This is a genomic window from Allocoleopsis sp. (assembly GCF_036703385.1).
Lineage (GTDB): Bacteria > Cyanobacteriota > Cyanobacteriia > Cyanobacteriales > Coleofasciculaceae > Allocoleopsis.
Genome location: NZ_DATNPA010000517.1, coordinates 1 through 23643, shown reverse-complemented (window position 1 = coordinate 23643; position 23643 = coordinate 1). Strand labels below are relative to the sequence as shown.

The following is a 23643-nucleotide window of genomic DNA, read 5'->3' as shown; positions in this document are numbered from 1 at the left end:
GTCAACTTTGATATAAATCAAGTGCTTGCAACACTTCGGCTAATGAGTTAGCTTCTACAGGTTTGAGCAAGTAGAAGTTGATACCCAAGTCATAAGCACGGGCTAAATCGCGATTGCCGTAAGCGGTTAAACCAATCACAGGAACGCTGTCGAATTGGGGTTGTTGCCGTATCCACTTCAATAGATCTAGACCAGACATTCCCGGCAGTCTCAAGTCCAGCATGATTAAAACAGGTAGGGGGTATTGGGAGCGATCGCAGTAAGGTTCTTTGCTTTCGAGATACCAAACCGCCTCTTGACCAGTCTGGGCCACTTGAAGCACAAACTCTGAACCGAGTTGATTGAACGCCCGTTTTAGGGGAAACAAATCAGATGCTTCGTCTTCTATAGCTAAAACCAGCTTCTGTTGTTTGTCTACCATCTCTACCATACCCGTTCCCTATTTCCTGTATAGCAGTAGCCAAGGTGATTAAGACTCTCACCAAATACTGAAACCTTGACCCGTCACTATGCATCCCTTGTACATAAAAGCCCTCTGGCTTTTGTTTGACAAGGCAAATTGATTTAACTCATTATTTCTATTTGAGGTGGACGATTGAGGACGCTCCAGTAAAGCCCAACTGTCTGTACCATCTCCAACAGCGCATCAGGTCCAGGCGGTTTGGCTAAATAAGAATTGGCTCCTACCTTGTAGGCGCGATCAATATCTTGCTGGTAGTCGGAAGAGGTCAAGACGACCACTGGTAACTGTTTGACGTTAGACTCAGTTCTCAACCAAGACAGAACCTCAAAGCCAGAGTAGCGCGGGAGTTTGAGGTCAAGCAGCATCAAGACTGGTAACGGATAGCGATCGCGATCTTGGTAAGGGTCTTGCCCACTGAGATATTGAATGGCTTTTTCCCCGTCAGTGACCACTTGTAGGGAAGTTGCTAAGTTAGCTTTGCGAAATGCCCGCTGAATTCTAAAGATATCTCCTGGATCGTCCTCGACGAGCAAAATTGTCGAATTGTATGGACTGTTCATCACTTCGTTCCCTGTAACTCAACCCAAAATCGACTCCCCTGACCTAGGACAGATTCTATGCCAAACCGTCCACCTAGACGCTCTACCCCTTTTCGCACGATCGCCAAACCAATGCCTGTACCTGGGTAAGTATCTCTGCCATGCAGCCGCTCAAAGACTCCAAAAATCTGCTCTTGATACTGAGGTGCGATACCGATGCCATTATCTGCGACCCACAGGCGTACCCCATTCTCCTTCTGCTCAGCCCAAACTCGAATTTGGGGTTGGACTCCCGGCGCGACAAACTTATTGGCATTCGAGAGCAGGTTAACCACGATTTGTACCAGGGTAGGACGATGTCCCATGACTGAAGGGAGAGGCTCTGCAATGGTAAGCTGGCCTTGCCGATTGCTTAGTTCTGTTCCTAACTGTGCTTGAGCCTCTACCATAACTTGTGCCAGTTGAACCCCTGAAAGTTTAATTTGTTCTCGGCTGAGGCGACTGTATGCTAGCAAGTCTTGAACCAAAGCGTTCATACGATTAATACCCACAAAGATTTGCTGAATGTAATCTTGTGCGGCTTCATCCAGTTGTTCGCCGTAATCTTCCAGAAGAGCTTGAGCATACCCCTGGATACCGCGTAAAGGTGCCCGGAGGTCGTGAGCAATGGTATAAGAAAAAGCTTCTAATTCCTCATTCGCTTGTTGGAGTTGGGCAGTGCGCTCCTCGACTCGCTGTTCCAGATTCGCGTTGAGTTGTCTAACTTCTGCTTCTGCCCGTTTGCGATCGCTGATATCCAAAAAGGCACCCACACTGCCTCTGGTATTCCCAGCTTCGTCAAACAACGGTGCAGCATATTCGAGTAGTGTCAACACGGTGCCATCGTCATAAACCACATCCACTTCCAAATCCAACACCTCAACCCCATGTGCAGCGGCGTATTGCATGGGTAGCTCTTCTGGAGCCAGTTCTCGACCGTTCTGATAAACCTTAAAACTGGGTTTTTCATCATCGGGAGCGCTGAGGGAAGCGTTAGTGGTTTGGGGAATACCTAACTGCTTAGCAAAATTTTGATTGACTCGAATCTGTTTACATTCGGGGTCTTCAGCAATGCCAATCCCGATCGGGATAACCTCAAGTAGCGTTTGAGATTCTGCCAGCCGTCGCCGCAGTTCCTGGTTGAGATTATGCAAAGCGGTTTCTGCCTGCTTGCGTTCGCTAATGTCACGATTCACCTCTAAAAATCCAGTGGGTATCCCCTGTTCATTGCGGATTAATACCTGACGGCTTTCAACAATCACCTGCCTACCATCTTTACAGATGTGAACCAGTTCCCCTTGCCAGCGTTCCTGTTGCACAAGCAGCTTGTCGAGGTCAATATCTGCCTCAGGAAATTGGGTCTGCAAGAAAACGTGAGTAACATTACCAAACGCCTCGTCTCGCGTCCAGCCATACATGGATTCTGCGCCTCGGTTCCAGTAGGTGATGGCTCCATGCTCATCCCGGACAATAATTGCCTCGTATGCCAACTCCAGCAGGTCAGCTTGCCTTTGCAATATCGCTGCCTGTTGCTCTAGCTGCTGTTCTACTTGTTTACGAGCCGTCACATCGCGAGCAACAGCATACAATAAGCCGTTTTCAGGAGCTGCAACCGATACCCAGGCTAACCACTTGTACGAGCCATTTTTACAACGATAGCGATTTTCAAAGTTGACAGCGGGATTACCAGCCGCATGGTTTTCAACCTCCAAACGGGTTCTTGCGAGGTCTTCGGGATGAACAAAGTTGAGAAACGGTTCAGCTAGGAGTTCTGCCTGACTATAGCCAAGAATTCTTTCCCAAGCTGGGTTGAGCTGTTTGAAGTACCCATCAGTCCCGACAATACACAGCATATCGAGGGAAAGGGTGAAGAAGCGATGCTCTTTCAGAGCCGTTTCGCTAACGTGCTCCTCAATACTGGCTTCTAGGGCATGATTAGCTTGGTACAGTGCTTCAACCGCCGACTGCCGTTGTAAATCGAGCCGATGCAGCAGTCGAGCGATCCAACCAATTAGCCAGAGAAAGAGGGTGATATTGAGTACAACCAGAACAGACGTTCCAAACTCCGGGTTAAATAAACCAAGACGCTCACCTTGAATTTGTAACCAGCCCAACACCAGAGGAATAGCGATCGCAGCAGGTAAGAGGCGACGGGCAAGCACTCCTCCTGCACTGTTTGCCGTAATTAGCTCTATCAATGTCCCCCTTATCTTCTTTGTCCCCCTTGTCGCCTGCTCAGATTCTACATAAAGCAGAAAATTCGAGCTGAGCGTCATCTACCAAAGGCGTGAACTGAAGCCTGATCGAGCCAGGCATTGGGAAAAGCTGAAGAGAATATCCTGACTTTGCTGCGAACCCAAATTTTGTACATGGATATTTTTTCATCCAACTGTTCACTGTTAAGAATGATTGCCTTCAATCACCGCTTCAGCTTGAAGAGCGATCGCTCTCAACTTGTCCAACGTTTCACCCTTCACCGCTTTCCACAACCCGCGTTGATGCGCCTCTAGTAACCGTTCAGCCATATCTCGCAGCGCCCAAGGGTTCTTTTGTTGGATAAATTCCTGCACCTTTGAGTCGAATATATACGCACAGGCAACGCCCTGATACATATGGTCTTCCACACAATTAGCGGTAGCATCGTAGGCAAATAAATAATCTACCGTTGCTGCCATTTCAAATGCACCTTTGTAACCGTGCCGCATCACTCCCTCAATCCACTTAGGATTGACAACACGAGAACGGTACACGCGTGCAATTTCTTCTCGGAGTTGCCGAACTTTTGGGTTTTCAGGAATTGAATTATCACCAAAGTAGGTGTGAGGATTCTTCCCTGTTAACGCCCGCACCGCAGCTGTTAAACCGCCTTGGAATTGGTAATAATCGTCAGAATCAAGCAAATCGTGTTCCCGGTTATCCTGGTTGTGCAGTACAATCTGCATCTGCTTGAGGCGTTGATTAAAGGCTTCAGGTGCGGCTATCCCCCCCAGTCCTCCCTGATTAAGGGGAGGGGTAGATACTCCCTCAGTTTCTCCACTTTGCGACTGAAGTTTTAGTGAGGAGGAGTTAGTGGGGGTACTCGTATAGGCGTAACTACTCCAATTAATGTAAGCACGGGCAAGGTCTTGCTCATCCGTCCAGTTGTGGGCTTCAATTAAACCTTGTAACCCAGCACCATAAGCTCCGGGTTTAGAGCCAAAGATGCGGTAGCGCGATCGCACATCTGCCTCTTCCTGACTCAACCCCTGGGATAGCCACATCTCTTCTTCCTGCTGAACTTGCGCGGCTAAGGGATTATCCTCCGGCGATTCATCCAAGGCGGCAACGGCTGCCACTGCTTGGTCAAATAAACTAATTAAGTTAGGAAAAGCATCGCGGGAAAAGCCAGAAATTCGTAACGTCACATCCACACGAGGACGCCCCAAAGCTGACACGGGCAGGATTTCAAAATCCACCACTCGGCGCGAAGGATAATCCCAAATCGGTTGAACCCCCAATAAAGCTAAAGCTTCTGCTAAATCATCGCCGCCAGTACGCATGGTTGAGGTTCCCCAAACTGAGAGTCCCAGCGTTTTGGGATATTCACCATTTTCTTGGGTATAGCGCTCAATTAATACTTCAGCCGCCTTTCGTCCAACCGCCCAAGCTGTTTCTGTGGGAATCGCACGAATATCAACGGAATAGAAGTTGCGTCCTGTGGGTAAGACTTCCGGGCGTCCTCGCGTCGGTGCGCCAGATGGGCCACTTTCAATATATCGCCCATCCAATCCTCGCAACAGTTGGGTAATTTCTTGGTTAGTTTGTTGGAGAGAAGGCAGCAGGCGATCGCATATCCATTCTAATTCTCGTTGTGTTGCATCTCCCACCAAAGGATTTTGGATTTTGGAAGCCCCCCTTTTTAAGGGGGGGTAGGGGGGGATCTGATGTTGGATTAGCTGTTCCACGAACTCCGCGGCTTGTTGTTCCAGTACCTCAACAAAGTCACCAACAGTACGACAATTTTTGCCATACTCCCCTGTAGGGGAGGGTTTGGACATTACGACAGAGACATCATCTTTGCGTGAATCAACTAAGCCCGCCCCTACATTGTTGACCCTTGACAAATCAGCCGTAAGAGGGTCGAAATCCCAGCCCCAATCTTGAGCTAAAGCACGAGTTAAACCGATACGACCATGATCTGGATGACGGGCAATGGCTACAATTAAATCCCGCAATTGAGGCCCATCGGGACATCGTCCAAAGATATGAAGACCATCTCGAATTTGGGCTTCCTTCAATTCACACAGGTAGCCATCAATCCGATTTTGGATATTGGATTCTGGGTTTTGGACTTCGTCTGTTTCAAGTCCTAAATCTTGGTGGAGATTTTCTTGGAGGATGAGTTGAGTAATGCGATCGCTAATCACACCCAATCGCTTAGGATCTAAACTTTGCGCCTCATAATACTCATCAATCAATCCTTCCAACTTTTGCAACGGGCCATACAACTGTGCACGAGTCATCGGCGGTGTCAAGTGGTCAATAATCACCGCTTGTGAACGACGCTTTGCCTGAGACCCCTCACCCGGATCATTCACAATAAACGGATACAAATGAGGCATCGCCCCCAACGCCACCTCCGGATAGCACTTCTGGGACAGCGCCACACTCTTACCTGGCAACCACTCCAAATTTCCATGCTTACCCACATGCACCACCGCCTGCATCCCAAAATGCTGCCGCAGCCAATAATAAAACGCCAGATAAGCATGAGTCGGCTCCAAATCCGGCGCATGATAATTCAAACTAGGGTCAACATCATACCCGCGCGAAGGCTGAATCCCAACAAACACATTCCCCAACTGAATCCCTGAAATAGGAAACGCCGAACAGGAATCCCCTCTCTTCCCCTCCTCCTCCGTGCCCTCTGCGCCTCTGTGGTTCGTTTCAAAACCAAATCCCCATCGTTCACCCATACCCTTCTGAACCTCCGGAGGCAACCCCTCAAAATACTCTCCATACTCCTCCCAACACAACTCCTGCCGCACCAAACGAAAATCCTGCCCCTCCGGGTCATTCGTTACCCCAGAAGTCAGCCGCCCAATCAACTCCTCCCCAGTTTCCGGAACATCCTCAACCTGATAACCAGCCTGCTGCAACGCCTTCAGAATTTCCACACAACTCGCAGGCGTATCTAACCCCACACCATTAGCAAGGCGTCCATCGCGGTTCGGGTAATTTGCCAAAATCAGAGCAATGCGTCGTTCAGTCGGTGGGGTTTGCCGCAATCGTACCCAACTCCCCGCTAAATCAGCAACGAAGTCAATGCGGCAAGGCACCGTCTCATACACCACAACATCCGTTTCCAGTCGGGGATTCCAGGATTGCACCGACTTAAACGAAATCGCACGGCTAATGATACGCCCATCCACCTCTGGCAGCGCTACATTCATCGCCGTATCCCGTGGCGTCAGCCCTTGAAACTGCGAATTCCACTGTTCCACCGTGCCACTACTGAAGATAACCTGCAATACCGGTACATCCAGACGCTTCCACAACTCCAACTGAGGGGTTTCCGCGTCCAATTTCGCTAGAGAGAAACTTGTTGTATTAAGCAACAGCTCAATTCCAGAACCCTCTTTTGGCTGAAAATACGTCAACAACTCGGCCTGCACATCAGAGTCACGTAACGAAGAGACAAATATAGGGACAGGTTCCAACTGCCGCTGAGTTAAAGCTTGACACAACGCATCAATTGGTGTTAAATTACCCGCCAAGTAATGAGCACGGTAGAACAAAATCCCAACTTTGGATTTTAAATTTTGGATTTTCGATTTTGGATGAGGCAGACGAGGGAGAGAATTCTCTTCCAGGTTTCCCTGGTTTCCCTGGTTCCCATTACCCAATCCCCAGAAATAAAGCCCAACACGAGGCACGGGTTTTGGCGGTGGTGGATTATAAGTTTGCCCCAGGCAAACATCAGCGACAAATTTAAGGGCGTTCGCAAAATTCTCACTGCCGCCTTCTGTGAGATAGCGCCATAGCTGGTTAACAACAGCAAGCGTTACTGTAGAATGACTAATTAAATCTGGGTCGGGGCGGTCATCTCCTGGCAACACTACCAAAGCTGCATTGGTTTGTTGTACGGTCTCCTGCACTACCTCTAATCCATAAGACCAGTAGGCACGTCCCCCTAAGAGCCGTAAAATAATAATCTGAGCAGACGATAAGACATTTTCTGCATAGGTATCAATCGTTAGTTGCTGCTGCAACTGCAAAAGATTGACCACCCGTACTTCAGGGAAATCCAATGGTAATTGAGAGGTTGATGCTGCCAGAGTCTGAATATCTGTGTCCGCTGCTGTCAGAACAACAATGGGTGCTGGTGACTGTTCAATGAAAATCACGCCTTCTGCTTGAGGGTTCCACCCTCCTGGTGTTGCGGCGATGCGATGCATGGTTTTGTCCTCTGGCTTGGTCGAATAGCGACTCCAATTTGTTATCTCATGTTTTAGTCGGCGGGTAGATGCAAATGATGAAGATTGAAGAATATATTACCCTTGGGTCATTAGGTCTCGAATAGCATCAACGAAGGGAGAAAAGCGTCACACATAGACCAAAGCAATGCCTATACTGGGTGATCCAAAATTCAGCCGAACTTTGCCATTGGCTATGTTTGAGCGGCTGCAAGACTTGTTACAGCAGATGAAGTTAACGCTCGGTGAGGAGGCTGTCCTCATGACGGCAGAGGGTCTTGCTTATGAGGCCGCAACTCCTGAGCCTCAGACCCAACGGTTTGCTGTTCTAGTATCAGAACGATTTAGTGTGCTGTTATTAGGGGAACCGCAGGAGCCAGAGCCGATCGCTGGGTATGAGGCTCAGTCGAGATTGTATCAGGTAGGGTTGACCTTCGAGCCCAGGGCGATCGCTTCCTTCCTAACTCAACGAATTGACCACAAGAGCAACAATACCGTTGCCCGAAAATTACTCCATTATGCCCAAAGCAGCCTCCGAACTAATGATCCAGCCCTTCAGACCGAATTTACGCTCTCACTACTGGAAATTTTTGCCTGTGGCACAACCAGCGACTTCATCCAATCCTCCGTTGCTGTTTGTCAACCCCTAGTCGCACAGGCGCTGCGCCAACAGGTTGAACAGGAGCGACTACTGCATCAGGTAACCGCCCAAATGCGCCAGAGCTTAGATTTACCGGTCATTCTGCAAACAGCCGTTGAGCAGGTGCGACAGTTGCTCCAGGTTGATCGATTATTGATCTATCAATTTGACGAATTTAATTGTGCCTCTGTCGGTATCCTAGATGAGATTCCCTGTGCAGGAGACCCGATAGAAGCATCCAAGTTACTCCCAACTTCTAAAGTCTCACTGCTGGAATCTATAGTCCGTTGGGGTCGAGTGGCCTATGAAGCCAGAGCGTCTGAGGCTATCTCTTCAGCGATCAGTGTGATGGAAAAGGAGGACTGCTCAGCCCAGGAACAAGGACCCAACTGTAGAGAAAAATATCGCCAAGGGGTGACTTTAGGCATTGATGATGTCGAAGCGGCTTACCCGGCTTCGTCTTGCATCTTAGAGCTGATGCGACGCTTTCAGGTACGCGCTAAGTTGGTTACACCAATTATCGTGCAGGACAAGCTGTGGGGATTACTCATTGCCAATCAGTGTTTTGAACCGCGTCATTGGCGAGATAGTGAAAAAACATTTCTCAAGCAGATTGCCGAACATGTCGCGGTTGCTATCAACCAAGCTCAGTTGTACGCTCAGTTACAACAGCAAAAGACCACCCTGGAACAGCGGGTGATTGAGCGCACGCAAGAGCTTCGAGATACCCTGCAAGCGGCTCAAGCCGCTAGCCGTGCTAAGAGTGAATTTCTAGCCACCATGAGTCATGAATTACGAACGCCGCTGACTTGTGTGATTGGGATGTCTGCAACACTGTTGCGCTGGTCTTTTGGTCAGGATGGTTCGCAGCAGGTTCCTCTTCAAAAACAGCGACGCTATCTAAAAAATATCCAAGAGAGTGGAGAACATCTCTTGGAGCTAATCAACGATATTTTGGATTTGTCTCAAGTTGAGGCGGGGAAAGCCGTCTTGAACATCAGCGAGTTTTCTCTAAGTAACCTGGCTCGCCAAACGATGAGAACCTTTCAGGAAAAAGCATACTTTCGCCAGGTGGAATTGGAGATGGATGTGCGAATAACAGCACCAGGCGTTAACGGAGCGCTTCCTTTAGTGCTGGCGAAACGGGGTGAAGCTCAACACCACCCAGTGGACAACGCTCAAGATCGCTTCTGTGCCGATCAGCGACGAGTTAGGCAAATTCTTTTTAATCTCCTAGGTAATGCTATCAAATTTACTCCCTCAGGCGGGAAGGTAACTCTACGAGTCTGGCGAGAGCAGCACCTGGCTGTGTTTCAAGTTGAAGACACGGGCATTGGTATTGCTGAGGAACACTTACCCCTTCTCTTCCAAAAGTTTCAGCAGATAGAGGCGGTGTACCAGCGCAACTATGAAGGGACTGGTCTGGGTTTAGCGCTGACGAAACAGTTGGTAGAACTACATGGGGGGAGAATTGAGGTTGAATCTGTAGTCGGTGAGGGTTCTTTTTTTACGGTTTGGTTGCCAGCTCAACCCTTAGTTTCCGCCAACTCGACCAGAGAAACGGCAACTTCCACTAGTAGTTCTACGGTTCAAGGCAGCATTGTTTTAGTAGAAGATGATGAAGATAGTGCCACTTCAATATGCGACATCCTCACAGCAGCAGGTTATCATGTCGTCTGGTTAGTGGATGGTTCCACCGCCTTTGGGCAAATTGAACTACTCCAACCCAATGCTGTGATTGTTGACTGGCAGTTACGGGGAATGGATGGTTATGAGATAACCCATTGCCTGCGTACCTCACCATCCACTCAACAAATTAAAATTCTAGCTTTAACCAGTTTCACTCTCACTGAAAACCAAGAGGAAGACCTACATGCGATCGTCGATGATTACTTGCCTAAGCCTATCGAACCTGTACAATTATTACGGCAAGTGACAGCCTTGATGGTCAAGTCGGCGGTGACCAAATAATTAGTAATTCGTAGTTCGTAATTACTAATTAATTAATTCAGGATGCAAGCCTCTCAATTCATTGATGGAAAAAGACAAATTTTTTACTGGTTTCAACCCCCCAGATTCCTAATGAGGGGTAATTACGAATTACAAATTAAAAATTACGAATTCTTGATGCTCCGTTAACTCAGAGCTGCTGATTGCTTTTTCTTTGGTAACAGCTGATGAATGGTGTTGAGAAGTTCTTGAGGACGGCAAAGCTTAGAGAGGTAAGCATCAGCTCCAGATTTGCTCCTTGTGTTTAAGAAATTAAATTCTCGTTCTTGCCCAGAGTACATTATCACTGGTAAATGCTGAGTTTTCTCATTTGACTTCAGCTGCTGACAGACTTCGTAGCCATTCATTCGCGGCATGAGGATGTCCAAAATCACGAGTACTGGAGAGGTTGATTTAACCTGCTCTAGTGCTTCAACACCATCACTTGCCACAATCACTTCTAGGCCAATCTTTTTGAGAAGTTTGGAGATGATTAGTTGTTGTGTTGGATCATCGTCTACAACCAGCGCTAGACACATAGGTGATTATCCCTGTTGTTTTGGTAATTTCCCCTGTTATCCATATCACCTAGTTTTTGTGATTTAACGGCAAGCTGATGTGAAGCTTCTATAAAAAGAAGTAAAGATTGTGTAAGCACTGAGTATTTATACCCTAATAGGTCTGCCGTCCTTGGCTGGCAGTGTTGAACATGCCAAGTTTAATATCCGACAAACCTCCTCCTCGATCAGCGATCGCATCCTGTGGCAACTTGTGAACTTGATTGAATTTTTTTGTGACAACGAATAATTCACCCTAGTGACGGGATACGGCTGAAGTGTGTGAGCTCGATTACTAGTGGGGCAGTATTACTTACTATATGAGTACACTGGGGACTAGCAAGCCATACTCATAACGATTATGATTAACGTTCAAATCTATCAAGTCTAGGGAGTTGCCTGGACTATCGATGAATTGTTTAGAACAGGGGTTGGGGCACAGTTAGAGTTGCACTCAGATTGAAGTTGAGGCTTGGTTGTTGTAACAATTTCAGGTTACATGAAGAGCAAACACAAACTGTATTGAATTAAATGAGTCATCAAACCCAGTTCAACTAACTTACTTTTTGACTATTTTATACTAAGATAATTTAGTTGTTTATGTACAATCAAGCCGAAATTAAATTCTTCTTATGTAGGTTTTATTAATTTTGTTAATTCATTTTAAAAGTTATCATATTAATTCTATGTTTTTGATAAAGTATCATTTTTGCAACACCTATTAATTCACCCATGTTTTAATCTTTTAATCTCTTGAAAATAAATAATAATACAGAGATTAGTAGGTCAGTTTTTAGGGGACGAGAGCTATACCTCTCTCAGTCACTTGCATCTGCAAAACTTTAAACGTTTGTGGTTTCGTCAAATTATCTAGCTGTATGAGCTTCGAGTGTGATTTTATATAATTCATAAGTTAGACGCATCCAAACAGCGTGAACATTAACAAATAATAAAATAAAAATATTTAATGTATTAGATAAAATTTATAAAACAACTTATATAGAAGGTTCATTTTTCTCTAAAAGTATTAATAAAGTTTTGAAGAATAGTCCATATTGAGGAAAAAAATAAACTTATCTGAGTTACTTTAGAGCTAAACATTCACACGCCATTATCCGGAACTATGATGAGATGATGTTCAAAGTCATACAGATATTTTTTGATGGAAGTTTTATCTCCAACGGATATGGCGCTCTCTGGAAGTCGAGTATTCTTAGGCTAAATATAGCCAGTGATTTTATCATTATCCTTTCCTATTTCTCTATTTCGCTGCTTTTAGCCTATTTCCTACAGCAGCGTCCTGATATTCCTTTTCAGAAAATTTTCTGGCTGTTCTGCGCCTTCATTCTTGCCTGTAGTACCACTCACTTGCTGGAATTATGGAGTGTGTGGCACCCTGATTATGGGTTTTCTAGTTTGTTCAAGGCAATTGGTGCTGGAGTTGCTTTCTACATGGCTAGGAAATTGGTGCATTCAATACCTCAAGCGTTAGGGCTGCCGAACCTCCTCAATCTGGAAAGGGCAAATCAAGCGCTAGCCCAAGAAATTCAAAGGCATCGACAGACTGAAGCTGAGCTACGAGCATATACACAACGCCTTTCCCTGCTAGTTCAGCAGACTCCATTAGCTGTGATTGAATGGACACCGAATTTTGAGGTTGTGGACTGGAACCCAGCAGCTGAAAAGATTTTTGGCTATAGCAAAAGCGAAGTCTTGGGGCGTCATGCCGTTGAACTGATCGTGCCTGACAGCAGAAAAGAACAAGTATACGAATTTGGAAAGCAGTTGTTACAGCAAAAAAATGGGACAAGAAACACCCATGAAAATTGCACCAAAGAAGGGCAAAAAATTTATTGTGAGTGGTACAACACACCGCTGATTGACTCTGATAGTCAGGTAATTAGTATTGCTTCTTTAGGCCAGGATATTACCGATCGCACATTGACAGAGAAGGCTTTGCAACAAGCCAAAAACCACCTAGAAATACGAGTAGAAGAGCGAACCCAAGAATTAAGGCAAGCCTTAGCGGAGTTGAAGGAGGTTATCCTCCAGCTTCAAGGGGAAATTGAGCAACGCCAACAAGTGGAAACCTCTCTAAGAGAACGAGAGGAACAGTATCGTTCAGTGGTTGACAACGTCAAAGAAGTCATTTTTCAGACCGATATTAAGGGAGATTGGACTTTTTTGAATCCGGCTTGGAGTAAAATTACCGATTTTGCGATCGCAGATAGTATCGGCACTCCCTTTTTAGATTACGTTCATCCCGATGATCGGCAACGCAACTTAGACGAATTTCAACTCTTAATTGAAGGCAAACAAGAATACTGCCGCCATGAGGTTCGCTACCGAACTGCCTGCGGTAGCTATCGCTGGATCGAGGTATTCGCCCAATTAACGTTTAATGCTAACCGCCTAATTACTGGTACTTGTGGCACCCTTCATGACATTACAGAGCGCCATCTAGGCGAAGCGGCACTGGCAGAACGCGAACGTTATTTAGCGGCCTTAGTCGAAGTGCAGCGTCGATTATTAGCATTTGAGAGGGACACTCAGCAGGCGTTTATCAGACAAAAGCCCTACAACGAGATTCTCAAAGTACTGGGACAAGTTTCCGGTGCCAGCCGCGTTTACGTATTTGAAAACCACCGAGATGAGCGAGGTCGTCTGCTCATGAGTCCAAAGGCTGAATGGTGTGCCCCAGCAATTAGGCCGAAAATTGATGATGCGACAGGGCAAAACCTTGTTTATGACGACCTTTTCCCCCGCTGGCGTCAAATTTTGTCGCAAAATGAAATTATTGCCGGTAGTGTTACCGAATTTCCCGAATCAGAACGTGTACTTTTAGAACGTCAGGGCATCCTTTCGATTCTAATTTTGCCCCTGACAGTCAATGGCACGTTTTTTGGGTTTATTGGCTTTGACAACTGTACAGAAGACCACCCTTGGCAAGCCTCCGAAGTTGATTTGCTCAGAAGTGCGGCAGCGGCAATCTCTCTGTGGAATGAAAGCTTTTTGGCACAGCAAGCGTTACGGCAAAGCGAAGCGGCAAACCGCGCCCTGCTTGAGGCTATTCCTGATGCCTTGCTGCGAATTCGTCGAGATGGTACCTATATAGACTTTATCCCAGCAAAAAATAGCCAGACGCTGATCCCTGCTCGAGCATTTCTGGGGAAAAAAATCGCTGAGGTATTGCCACAGGAGTTAGCGATTCGAGTGATTGCTGATGTAGAAGCCGCTTTCTCGACAGGTAAGGTTCAAGTTTCAGAAGCGCCGATATGGCTCAAGGGAGAACTGCGTCACTACGAGATTCGGACGGTGTTCTATGGTGAAGATCAAGTCCTAATGATGGGGCGTGACATTACCGAGCAGAAGCAGGCGGAAGAAGCATTGCGAGAGAGCGAGGAACGATTCCGTTCTTTAGTTGCCCATATCCCTGGTGTCGTCTACCGCTGTGCCTATGATGATGACTGGACAATGGATTTCCTTAGTGATGTGATTGAAGAGATGTCTGGTTATCCTGCCGCTGACTTTCTCCACAATCAAGTCCGGACGTTTGCCAGCGTCATTGCTCTCCAAGATCGAGCAAGGATTCAGCAGACTATATCAGAGTATGTAGCACTACGAAAGCCTTATGTGCTGGAGTACCAACTTGTCCGAAAAGACGGGAGTGTAAGATGGGTCTACCAGAAAGGCCAAGGAGTATTTGCCGCAGATGGTAGTCTGTTGTGCTTAGATGGCGTCCTCTTTGACATCACAGAGTATAAACAAACACAGGAGGAGCTGCGCTTAAGGGAAGAGCAGTTTCGTCAGTTGACAGAAAACATCCGTGAAGTTTTCTTCTTGACTCTTCCTGATCTGAGTCAGATACTCTACATCAGTCCCGCCTATGAGGAACTGTGGGGACGCACCACTCAGAGTTTGTACGAGCAGCCGAAATCTTGGTTGGACAGTGTACACCCAGAAGACCGCGATCGCATAAAAGCTGCCTTGACTTCATGTCTCCAACAGGTGCAAGATTTTGATCAGGAGTATCGGGTTGTGCGACCGAATGGTTCAGTGCGTTGGGTCTGGGTGCGTGCCTTTCATATTTTCAATCCAGCCGGTGTGTCTGAGCGTATTGCAGGGATTGCGGAAGACGTTACAGAGCGTAAGTTAGCAGAAGTCGAGATTTTGAATGCACTCTCCAAGGAAAAAGAATTGGGAGATCTCAAGTCTCGCTTTATCTCCATTACCTCTCACGAGTTCCGAACGCCACTGGCGACAATCATGTCCACAGCGGAGTTACTGGAATACTACGAATGGACAAAAGAAGACCAAGTGGAACAGCTACATCTGATTCAAGATGCTGTCAAACACATGCTTCAGCTATTGGAAGATTCGCTGTTTATTGGCACCGCTGAAGCGGGACAAGTTCGATTTAACCCAGAACCGCTATTACTCAATGAGTTCTGCCAAGAGTTAGTTGCCGAGATTCAGCGAGGGATGAGTTTAAACCCAACTCCTTCAGGCATCCAACACACGCTAACGTTGGTGTGTCGAGGTCACAGGTTCTTAGCCTGCATGGATAAAAAACTGCTCAGGCAACTGCTGAGTAACTTACTCTTGAATGCAATTAAGTATTCTCCGGCAGGGGCTCAGGTTTACTTTAAACTGACTTGTCAGGATGACAAAGCGATTTTCCACATAGAAGATCAGGGTATAGGGATACCGAGAGAAGACCAATCCCGACTGTTTGAGTTTTTCTATCGGGCGAAAAATGTAGGTGCGATCGCTGGAACAGGATTAGGGCTTGCGATTGTTAAGACCTGCGTTGACCTACATCGGGGTGAAATCGCCGTAGAGAGTGAAGTGGGAAGAGGAACGAGATTTACCGTGTCACTGCCCTTAAAAAACCATTTCTCTCTTCCTGTATTGAATCGTCTGCCACCTCATACCATTTTGGATTTTGGATTTTAGATTTTGGATTTTAAAAGTCCTGCCAGTAGGCAGTTTCAGAAATTCAAATGTGCCAAGCAAGTTTAAACCCAAATGGTATTACACAACAAAACAAACACGATTCGGAGACGCAAGCCAAATTACATAACCGATGAATCTGCTCTTCTCAAGCCAGGGTTAAACTAACTAGCCAATTCATCGCTACACAGCACTTCCGTCACGTTATCGTGTCAATTTAGCCTATTCAAAGGACCAGAACCGATGTATAAAATTCTAGTAATAGAGGACGAGCGAGCGATTCGCGTTAATCTAATCAAACTCCTGAGTGCAGAAGGGTTTCAGGCCCTTGGTGCAGATAATGGCAAGAGTGGACTAGAATTGGCTCGCCGCGAACAGCCTGATGTGATTGTTTGCGACATGCTTATGCCCAAGCTCGATGGCTATGGTGTTTTAAAGGCATTGCAACAAGACCCAGCCACCGCAACCATTCCGTTTATTTTTCTCACCGCCAAAGTTGATCGCGCAGATTGGCGTCAGGCCATGTCCTTGGGGGCAGATGATTACCTCACGAAACCGTTTACCAGAGCGGAATTACTAGATGCGATCGCTACTCGACTGCAAAAAAAAGCATCTCTAGCCCAGCAGCATAGTGTTGAACTTCAGCAGACGCAAGCTCAACTAGACTACCTGCTGCGTTATAACCATTTGACCAAGCTGCCCAATCAAGTCTTGTTGCAAGAGCGATTGCATCAGTTACTTGCTCAATCCCATGCCCGCCAGCGCAGGATTCCCATCCTCTCGGTCGGCTTTGAGCAGCTCAAACGATTTCACAATACCCTTGGACCGAGCAGTGGTGACTTATTGCTCCAGGCTGTAGCAGAACGGCTTCAGAATTGCGTCAGTACACTGGACACGGTTGCTCATTTGGGTGCTGCTCAATTTGTGATTCTTCTAACCCCGAATCCTAATCGTGGCGAGGTTGCCAAGATAGCGGAAAGTCTCATCGATGCTTTCTCTTCACCGTTACGTGTGGGCACCCATGAACTTTTTCTCACGCCCAAGATTGGGATTGCCGTCTTTGGGCGCGATGGGCGTGACTTAGACACCCTGATTAAACATGCCAGCGCCGCCAGGGAAGAAGCTCAGAAGCCGGGAAAGACGCCCTATCAGTTTTACATTGCCTCGATCGGGACTCAATCTCAAGCCGAGCTATTACTCGAACTTGAGCTGCACCAAGCTTTGGAACGTCAAGAATTCCAGGTTTACTATCAGCCTAAGGTGAATCTGCGAAACGGAGAAATTGAGGGAGCAGAAGCCCTAGTGCGCTGGTGTCACCCAGAACGAGGCTTCGTTTCGCCGGGTGAATTTATTCCGTTGGCGGAGAAAACTGAGTTTATCATCCCACTGGGAGAGTGGATTTTAAGGACAGCCTGTGCCCAGGCTCAAGTCTGGCAAAGTAGTGGATTACCCCCTATTAGGATCGCGGTCAATTTATCAGGACATCAGTTTAGTCAACCGCATCTGAGTGAGTTAATCGTGGAAATCCTCAGAGAAACTGGACTTGACCCTAGGTATTTAGAGTTAGAACTAACTGAAAGTACAGTGATGCAAAACCCTGAAGTTGCGATCGCAACTTTGAGTGAATTAAAAGCCCTCGGTATTCAAATCTCGATTGATGATTTTGGCACCGGTTATTCCTCTTTAAGCTACCTAAGACAATTGCCGTTCGATATTTTGAAGATAGACCGCTCATTTGTCTCCCAGCTTACACAAGATGCCAAGAACGAGGCGATTACAACCGCTATTCTGCAAATGGCTCGCAGTCTGGATCTGAAGGTCGTTGCTGAAGGAGTGGAAACGGAAGCTGAACTCGCTTTCTTCCACGGGCATCAGTGCGATCAGATTCAGGGCTATTGGTTCAGCCCTCCTTTATCAGCCCAAGCCTTTGAAGAGGTACTCAGTGGTAGCAAGCGCCTGCCAATCTCGTCGAGTTGAGGCGATCGCATAGGCAGCAAGAAGCTCATCTTCTTTTGCTGCCCGTGCCTGATCATTAGTCGGCTCAATGACTAATGACTTCTCACCCCACCAAATCTGGAAACACCTGCTGCACCGCTGGGTGAACCAGCTGATGGTGCTGGATATTGAGCCCTTTACCCAAAGCAGAGTCGAGTTTTAGAGCGCCTAACGCGTGATTCGCCAGCTTGAGGACGTAGGGAAGTGTGCTGTTATTGAGTGCCTGTGTGGCTGTCCAAGGCACAGCTCCCGGCATATTGGGAACGCCAAAATGAACAACGCCCTCCTCGACATAAGTAGGATTGGTATGAGAGGTTGGTCGCAAGGTCTCAATGCAGCCACCTTGATCTACAGCAACGTCAACAATGACCGAACCCGGATGCATCTTTTGCACTAAACTCCGATGCACCAGGATGGGTGCTCGACGCCCTGGCACTAAAACCGCACCAATGAGCAAGTCGGCCTCTGGGACAACTTCGTCAATAGAAGCTGAGCTACTATAGAGCAGCTCTACCCTGGAGCCGAAGAGGGTTTCTAAATAAGCTAAGCGCTCCACATTGACATCGAAAATTTGCACTTGGGCACCCATCCCTACGGCAATCTTGGCGGCTTCCGTGCCGACAACGCCACCACCGATAATCACCACCTTACCGGGTCGAACACCTGGAATACCACCCAAAAGAACACCCCGTCCTCCTTGCTGGCGTTCTAGATACCTCGCCCCAAATTGCACAGCAAGACGACCAGCGATGATGCTCATGGGGGTGAGCAGGGGTAGTCTACCATCGGGAAGTTCGACAGTTTCATAGGCGATCGCACTGACCCCACAATCAATCAAGTGTTCAGTTAGAGCGCGATCGGCTGCTAAGTGTAGATAGGTAAACAGCAGCTGCCCTTTTTGGAGAAACTGATACTCTGGCTTGAGCGGTTCCTTCACCTTAACCACTAAGTCTCGATTCCAAGCCTCGTCTGCCTCCGAGACAATCCTTGCTCCTGCCTGCTCGTAGTCTTCATCCGTGAATCCAGCACCGATGCCCGCACCCTTCTCAACAAACACACCGTGACCCGCTTCACACAATACTCTGACGCTGCTAGGACTTAAACCGACACGAAATTCCTGGTCTTTCGTTTCTTTGGGAACACCTATTTCCATCTTTTTACCTCTATTAAGCACCGATGCTTTTCCTGACGGCATTAGGCAACGGTGAATGATTAATTCCGACACCTTGTAGGAGTGCTTGACTCAGATCTTGCACGAGTTGGCGAAAGGCTATAGTCGGCGGCTACACAAATCCAATTCGCCTACCCAATGGCTCCGCTAACGACGAACAGCCTACGAACATTCCAGGTACAAGAGGTGAACAAATTGAGCAGTCTTCAAACACTCCTTCTGGGATCGAGGCTTGGTCAGACTGCTGCCCTTTTCAAGAGGTCTTAAATACCAGTATGGCTATTAAAATTTGTGGGCGGAATAACCTTCTGGCTAGAAAGCCGCTAGGGATAAGGAACTGAAGAAAATTTGCCTGATCCCCAATCCTAATTTCAGGCTTGACAATGGTTCCTGATTGAAGAACGATTAAAATTGTTAAAGGAATGTAACTAAGAAGCGTGAGGTTATAAAACGATGACACAGCCCAAACCCACCACAACTCCCCAGCTCGAAGAACCCAAGTTTGGCTTCAACGACTACGCAGAACGATTGAATGGTCGGGCTGCAATGATTGGTTTTCTCTTGACTTTGATTATTGAGTACTCGACGGGTCAAGGACTGCTAACCTGGCTGGGTCTAAAATAAGACAAAAATTCGGCTCTAGCGCACCAGAAACTTCCATCGCTTTTCATCCGTCTTTTGAGATTTGAACAGACTAAGCCATCGTCATTCGATTTTGAAGGCGAGGATTTTGGATTTGGGATTGACCTTCATCTCTAAAGCTTGGGGGATAATTCCGGGGGCTTATACCCATTTTTGGACTGGGTCACAAATCTATTTAAAGGTAAACTCAGAAAATTCATGACGTTGGCAGACGTGATTCAAACGATCAAAAATTTATAGAGAGTCAGTGCTGTAGATGCGGCTCGTTGTTCGGACGCCAATGAGATAACCTGGAAGTAGATTAAATACTAATATCGAATAGAGTAAGTAACAAGCCGTGATGAATGCTTTATTGCCTCGAATTTTAAAGGCGGCTTACCGCAAAGAGCCAATTTCTAGCTTTATCGTTATTGTCGGAGCTGTAGATGCTGTGCTTGGTGGCGTTGGTGAGCGCTGGTCACTTCTCAGTTTTGGATTAATGATGGTAGTGCTAGCCGTAGCACTCCGCTGGTGGCAAACTCAGCGTCGGGAGACTGAGCTAGCCGATCAGCCTGTTACACACTATCTTCCTCCATCCTCGTCGCGCCCTGCCTTACCGATGCTCAGTACTACCAAACGTCAGCCACCTCGCTAAGTGATGGGTTGATGAGGATTCCAGCCTCATACCGTTGTTAGTGCTTTAAAAAGCGCTCAGCACCCGCAAGCAATTGGATAAGGATTCTCGTTCACCACAACTAGAGAAACGATGGGCAACTCTGCTCTCGATAGTGAAGCGGAACGCGATCGCTCCGTTCCCCGTACTGCAAAGCAGAATCTGAAGGGGAGGAGTTCCCCTAATACTAAGCCGAACCCGAAGAGTCGGGTAGGGCAAAGCGATGCTGCATCTCGTGTCCATGAGGGACTCAAGATTGGCGAAGTTGCCAATCTTACGGGAATGTCGGTTAAGACAATTCGTTACTATGAAGAGATTGGCCTTCTCGAACCGACCACGACTCGCTCGGAATCTGGCTACCGCCTTTTCAACAGCCAGGTGCTCAATCGCCTGGCATTTATTAAGCGATCGCAATCTTTAGGGCTCAGTTTGAGTGAGATTCGCGATATCCTGGAAGTCCACGACTCCGGTGAGTTGCCCTGTGGTACGGTGAAGCAGCATTTATTGCTCAAAGTACAGGCCATTACTGAGCAAATTGAAGCCTTAGAAATTCTCAAGTCGGAACTGTTGGGTTTACTGTCTGGCTGGCAAGAACAACCACCCGGCGATCGCATTGCCCAGACAATCTGTCCAAACATTCAAGGAGCCAGAAGTGAATAACTGCGTTCGACATTAAAGAGGTGGATATAGCTGCGTAGCTTCCGGCTGCCTCAATAGTGATTACACTTGGGAGTACTATTTCTAGGGATGCTGTCTCGTAACTGCCCCAAGAAGTCATGCTACCTGTACGTCAAATCTTATCCTTGCCTGATATCCAACTTTCTTACCTAGAATGGAATCAAGGAAAGGAACCCTTACTGTTGTTGCATGGCTTAGCTGACCATGCCCTCGTTTGGTCGAGCTTGGGAGATTCTCTAGGCGATCGCTACCATATTGTTGCACCGGATATGCGCGGTCATGGTGAAAGTAGTAAGCCGGATAGGGGTTATACCTTTACCGATGCGATCGCCGATCTAGAAGCCCTAATGAAACACTTGGGGTGGTCTTCAGCTCATGTTCTGGGTCACTCTTGGACAGGCAAAGTCGCACTCATCTGGGCACGGCAACATCCTGAATGTTTGCGCAGTATGATTCTGGTCGATCCGATATTTGTCTGGAAAATGCCCAGTGTGATGAAGGTGACATTCCCCTTCTTATATCGGGTCTTGCCGTTCCTCCAAGGCATGGGACCATTTGCCAGCTATGAAGACGCCGAGCAGCAAGCCCGTCAGTTAAATTTATATCAGGGATGGAGTTCATTGCAACAGCAAGTTTTCCAGGCAGGCATTGAACAAAAATCCGATGGTCGCTGGGGCAGCAAATTTATTATCCCAGCCCGCGATCAGATTTTTGAGGACGTGATGCGAGTTGCAGGGTTGACTGATCCCATTGATATCCCCACCCTGTTCATCCAGCCAGAACAAGGGGTTAACCGCACAAATTGGCAACTTAAACCCTACAGAACATCCCTGAAAAACTTAGAGATTCGCCAAGTTCCCGGTAATCATTGGCCGTTTTTGGTACAGTCTGAAGCCTTTAACCAAACTGTTGAGGCTTTTTTGGAACAACAGAGGGAGCATGGCTCTATACCTGAGGCGTATGTTCCAACTGAATTATGACAAGTACAACATTCTCTTCTGTGTACGGCCCCGTTTCCTCCTGGCGATATGGGCGCTCTTTGGGTATTGACCCTATTGGTCAAGTATCGATTTGTTCCTTTAATTGTGTTTATTGCCAGCTAGGGGAAATTCAACAAAAAACGTGCGATTTCCTTCGGGATAGCTTCGCTTCACGCGCTATCTATATTTCTACCGAAAAAATTTTATAAGATTTGCAATCTTTTACTCCTTGGGATGTTGATATTATCACCCTCAGTGGCAGTGGTGAACCCACATTAGCACTGAATTTAGGAGAAATCATAACATCCATTCAGCAATGCACAGGTCATCCCACCCTAGTGCTGACTAACGGCACCTTACTGGGAAATCCAGAGGTTCGTAAGGCACTAAGCTTCGCTGATAAAGTATCCATTAAACTCGATACCACATCACCCGACCAACTGCGACGTATTAATAAACCTGTAGAGGGGATTGATTTAGCCAATATTTGGCAGGGAATACAGCAATTTAGAGCTGAGTTTAGCGGGGAAATAGCTATTCAAACAATGCTTCTGACACCTTGGGACATGGACACCCAAACCCATTACATTCACTTGATGCAATCCCTCGTGCCCGATGAAATTCAACTGAACACCCCCAAGCGCCCCAAACCGTTAACCCGTCAGTTGGGTGGGCGGGAGAATCATACAGCCAGTGAAGAGTCTCCCTACCCGGTACAACTGCTTAAATGTGTGAGTACTGAAATTATTCAGGATTTAACAAATCTAATTCACAACTCCACGGGAATACTTGTACGTTGTGCTGCTGGATAAAGGTCATCAGCTGTCAGCTCTAAAATCTAAAATTGTCTGGTCAGCTGAATTCTGATATCTATCAGCTTTGGAATATCCCATAGATATCTCCGAAAACTCCAGCCAAATTGTAGGGTGTGTTAGGGTTGCGTAACGCACTTTTATTCGAGGCTTTAGTGGGTTAGGCATAGCCATAACCCACCCTACACAAACCCTAGTTTGTAGTAGGCACTAAAGTGCCTCTGACAAGAGGACTAAAGTTCTCACTATTCGCCTCTCAGATATTATTCGACTTAGTGAGAGAGGGTGTCATTCCTCTTGGGCGTGAATTTCACTGACAAGTTCATAAAAGTCAGTGGTTGGTGCTTTGGCAAACAAAGGTGTCATCTCTTTTAAAAGCGCATGGTAAGCCTCATTTTGATTAGCTTCCATATCTCCCACATTCTCCCAAAAAATGACAGCAATTCCTTCGTCAGTTCCTGGCTTTTGCAGGAGGTAGGCTCCTTTAAAGCCTTCGGCGTAGGTAGAAACCGCTTTTTCATAGAGTTGCTTGGCCTCTTCAAACTTCCCAGGTTTAAATTCTCCAATTGCCACGTAAGCAAACTTATGTCTCAGAAAATCGAGAAACTCTGACATACTATCCTCGTTGAACCACACCACAGTTAAGCATAGTAGGTGAGTTACATAAGTGAGCAAAAATCACGGTTACTAGTTATGTTCCAAAGTGAGAGTCTAGTTGTCTTCCTGACCGCCTTTGCCACCTAGTCCGGAAGCTCACCAATATAAGTCCCCAATGCTCTTGCTGTTTGCACCAAATAACTATTGGGGCTAACAGGAGATGGACTTTGGAGCAAAACGTTTTCTAAGGGAACATTCACAACTTGACTTTTTTGCCATGTTACCATTTGGTCATACTTTTTTTGAGTACCTAAATCAACGGCTGCCTTACCAAAGGCGGTGGTGATAATGCGATCAAGGGCAGATGGCATTCCCCCTCGTTGAACGTGCCCTAAGGGATTACCAAAAAATAAGTTAGCCAATCTTGTGGAGCAGGCGACACGAGTAGCACTGATCAGGGGCGGGCTTCCTGGCTCACCCC

14 protein-coding genes and 2 pseudogenes are annotated in these 23643 nt (G+C 47.0%); 8 read left to right on the top strand and 8 right to left on the bottom strand.

Annotation, left to right across the window (positions count from 1 at the left end):
• Position 1: 1 nt before the first annotated feature.
• The 4 genes from V6C93_RS25165 to cobN all read right to left on the bottom strand — a co-directional run bounded on the left by V6C93_RS25165 (position 2) and on the right by cobN (position 7478).
• Positions 2-430, bottom strand: coding sequence for a response regulator (locus V6C93_RS25165; protein ID WP_333479412.1), 429 nt, complete (start codon positions 428-430; stop codon positions 2-4).
• Positions 431-564: 134 nt separating this feature from the next.
• Positions 565-1023: a response regulator gene (locus V6C93_RS25160; protein ID WP_333479411.1), complete on the bottom strand. Its 459-nt coding sequence runs from the start codon at positions 1021-1023 to the stop codon at positions 565-567.
• A complete protein-coding gene (locus V6C93_RS25155; RefSeq protein ID WP_333479410.1) occupies positions 1023-3239 on the bottom strand; it encodes a PAS domain S-box protein in 2217 nt (738 codons plus the stop codon). The genes V6C93_RS25160 and V6C93_RS25155 overlap by 1 nt, the downstream gene beginning before the upstream one ends.
• A 201-nt stretch (positions 3240-3440) precedes the next feature.
• Positions 3441-7478, bottom strand: a complete 4038-nt coding sequence (gene cobN, locus V6C93_RS25150) for a cobaltochelatase subunit CobN (RefSeq protein ID WP_333479409.1) — start codon at positions 7476-7478, stop codon at positions 3441-3443.
• A 166-nt stretch (positions 7479-7644) separates the two neighbouring features.
• On the opposite strand from cobN, the gene V6C93_RS25145 reads away from it, so the two are divergent.
• Complete coding sequence (locus tag V6C93_RS25145; RefSeq protein WP_333479408.1) at positions 7645-10107, top strand: ATP-binding protein; 2463 nt, start codon at positions 7645-7647, stop codon at positions 10105-10107.
• Positions 10108-10271: 164 nt separating this feature from the next.
• Here V6C93_RS25145 and V6C93_RS25140 read toward each other — a convergent pair whose 3' ends face one another.
• The gene (locus V6C93_RS25140; protein ID WP_333479407.1) at positions 10272-10664 is read right to left on the bottom strand and encodes a response regulator; all 393 of its coding nucleotides are present in this window, start codon (positions 10662-10664) and stop codon (positions 10272-10274) included.
• A gap of 1149 nt (positions 10665-11813) precedes the next feature.
• Between V6C93_RS25140 and V6C93_RS25135 the strand changes: the two genes are divergently transcribed.
• On the top strand, positions 11814-15638 hold the full coding sequence (locus V6C93_RS25135) for a PAS domain S-box protein (RefSeq protein ID WP_333479406.1): 3825 nt from the start codon (positions 11814-11816) through the stop codon (positions 15636-15638).
• A gap of 240 nt (positions 15639-15878) precedes the next feature.
• Positions 15879-17612, top strand: coding sequence for a putative bifunctional diguanylate cyclase/phosphodiesterase (locus tag V6C93_RS25130; RefSeq protein ID WP_333479405.1), 1734 nt, complete (start codon positions 15879-15881; stop codon positions 17610-17612).
• Between the two features lie 82 nt (positions 17613-17694).
• Here the strand turns inward: V6C93_RS25130 and ald are convergent, their stop codons facing one another.
• Positions 17695-18783: an alanine dehydrogenase gene (ald, locus tag V6C93_RS25125; protein WP_333479404.1), complete on the bottom strand. Its 1089-nt coding sequence runs from the start codon at positions 18781-18783 to the stop codon at positions 17695-17697.
• A gap of 471 nt (positions 18784-19254) precedes the next feature.
• On the opposite strand from ald, the gene V6C93_RS25120 reads away from it, so the two are divergent.
• The 5 genes and pseudogenes from V6C93_RS25120 (at position 19255) to V6C93_RS25100 (ending at position 22565) form a co-directional block, all read left to right on the top strand.
• The gene (locus V6C93_RS25120; RefSeq protein ID WP_333479403.1) at positions 19255-19425 is read left to right on the top strand and encodes a hypothetical protein; all 171 of its coding nucleotides are present in this window, start codon (positions 19255-19257) and stop codon (positions 19423-19425) included.
• 358 nt (positions 19426-19783) lie between these two features.
• Positions 19784-20077: a hypothetical protein gene (locus tag V6C93_RS25115; RefSeq protein WP_333479418.1), complete on the top strand. Its 294-nt coding sequence runs from the start codon at positions 19784-19786 to the stop codon at positions 20075-20077.
• 273 nt (positions 20078-20350) lie between these two features.
• On the top strand, positions 20351-20755 hold the full coding sequence (locus tag V6C93_RS25110; RefSeq protein ID WP_349262834.1) for a heavy metal-responsive transcriptional regulator: 405 nt from the start codon (positions 20351-20353) through the stop codon (positions 20753-20755).
• Between the two features lie 116 nt (positions 20756-20871).
• Positions 20872-21753 carry an alpha/beta hydrolase gene (locus tag V6C93_RS25105; RefSeq protein WP_333479401.1) on the top strand — a complete coding sequence of 294 codons (882 nt, stop codon included), beginning with the start codon at positions 20872-20874 and terminating at the stop codon, positions 21751-21753.
• Positions 21750-22565 (top strand): annotated as a pseudogene (locus V6C93_RS25100) (radical SAM protein). The gene V6C93_RS25105 and the pseudogene V6C93_RS25100 overlap by 4 nt, the downstream one beginning before the upstream one ends.
• A 288-nt stretch (positions 22566-22853) precedes the next feature.
• Here the strand turns inward: V6C93_RS25100 and V6C93_RS25095 are convergent.
• Both V6C93_RS25095 and V6C93_RS25090 read right to left on the bottom strand, forming a co-directional pair.
• Positions 22854-23180 carry an antibiotic biosynthesis monooxygenase gene (locus V6C93_RS25095; protein ID WP_333479399.1) on the bottom strand — a complete coding sequence of 109 codons (327 nt, stop codon included), beginning with the start codon at positions 23178-23180 and terminating at the stop codon, positions 22854-22856.
• Between the two features lie 125 nt (positions 23181-23305).
• Positions 23306-23643: pseudogene (locus tag V6C93_RS25090) on the bottom strand (hypothetical protein); the annotation flags it as partial.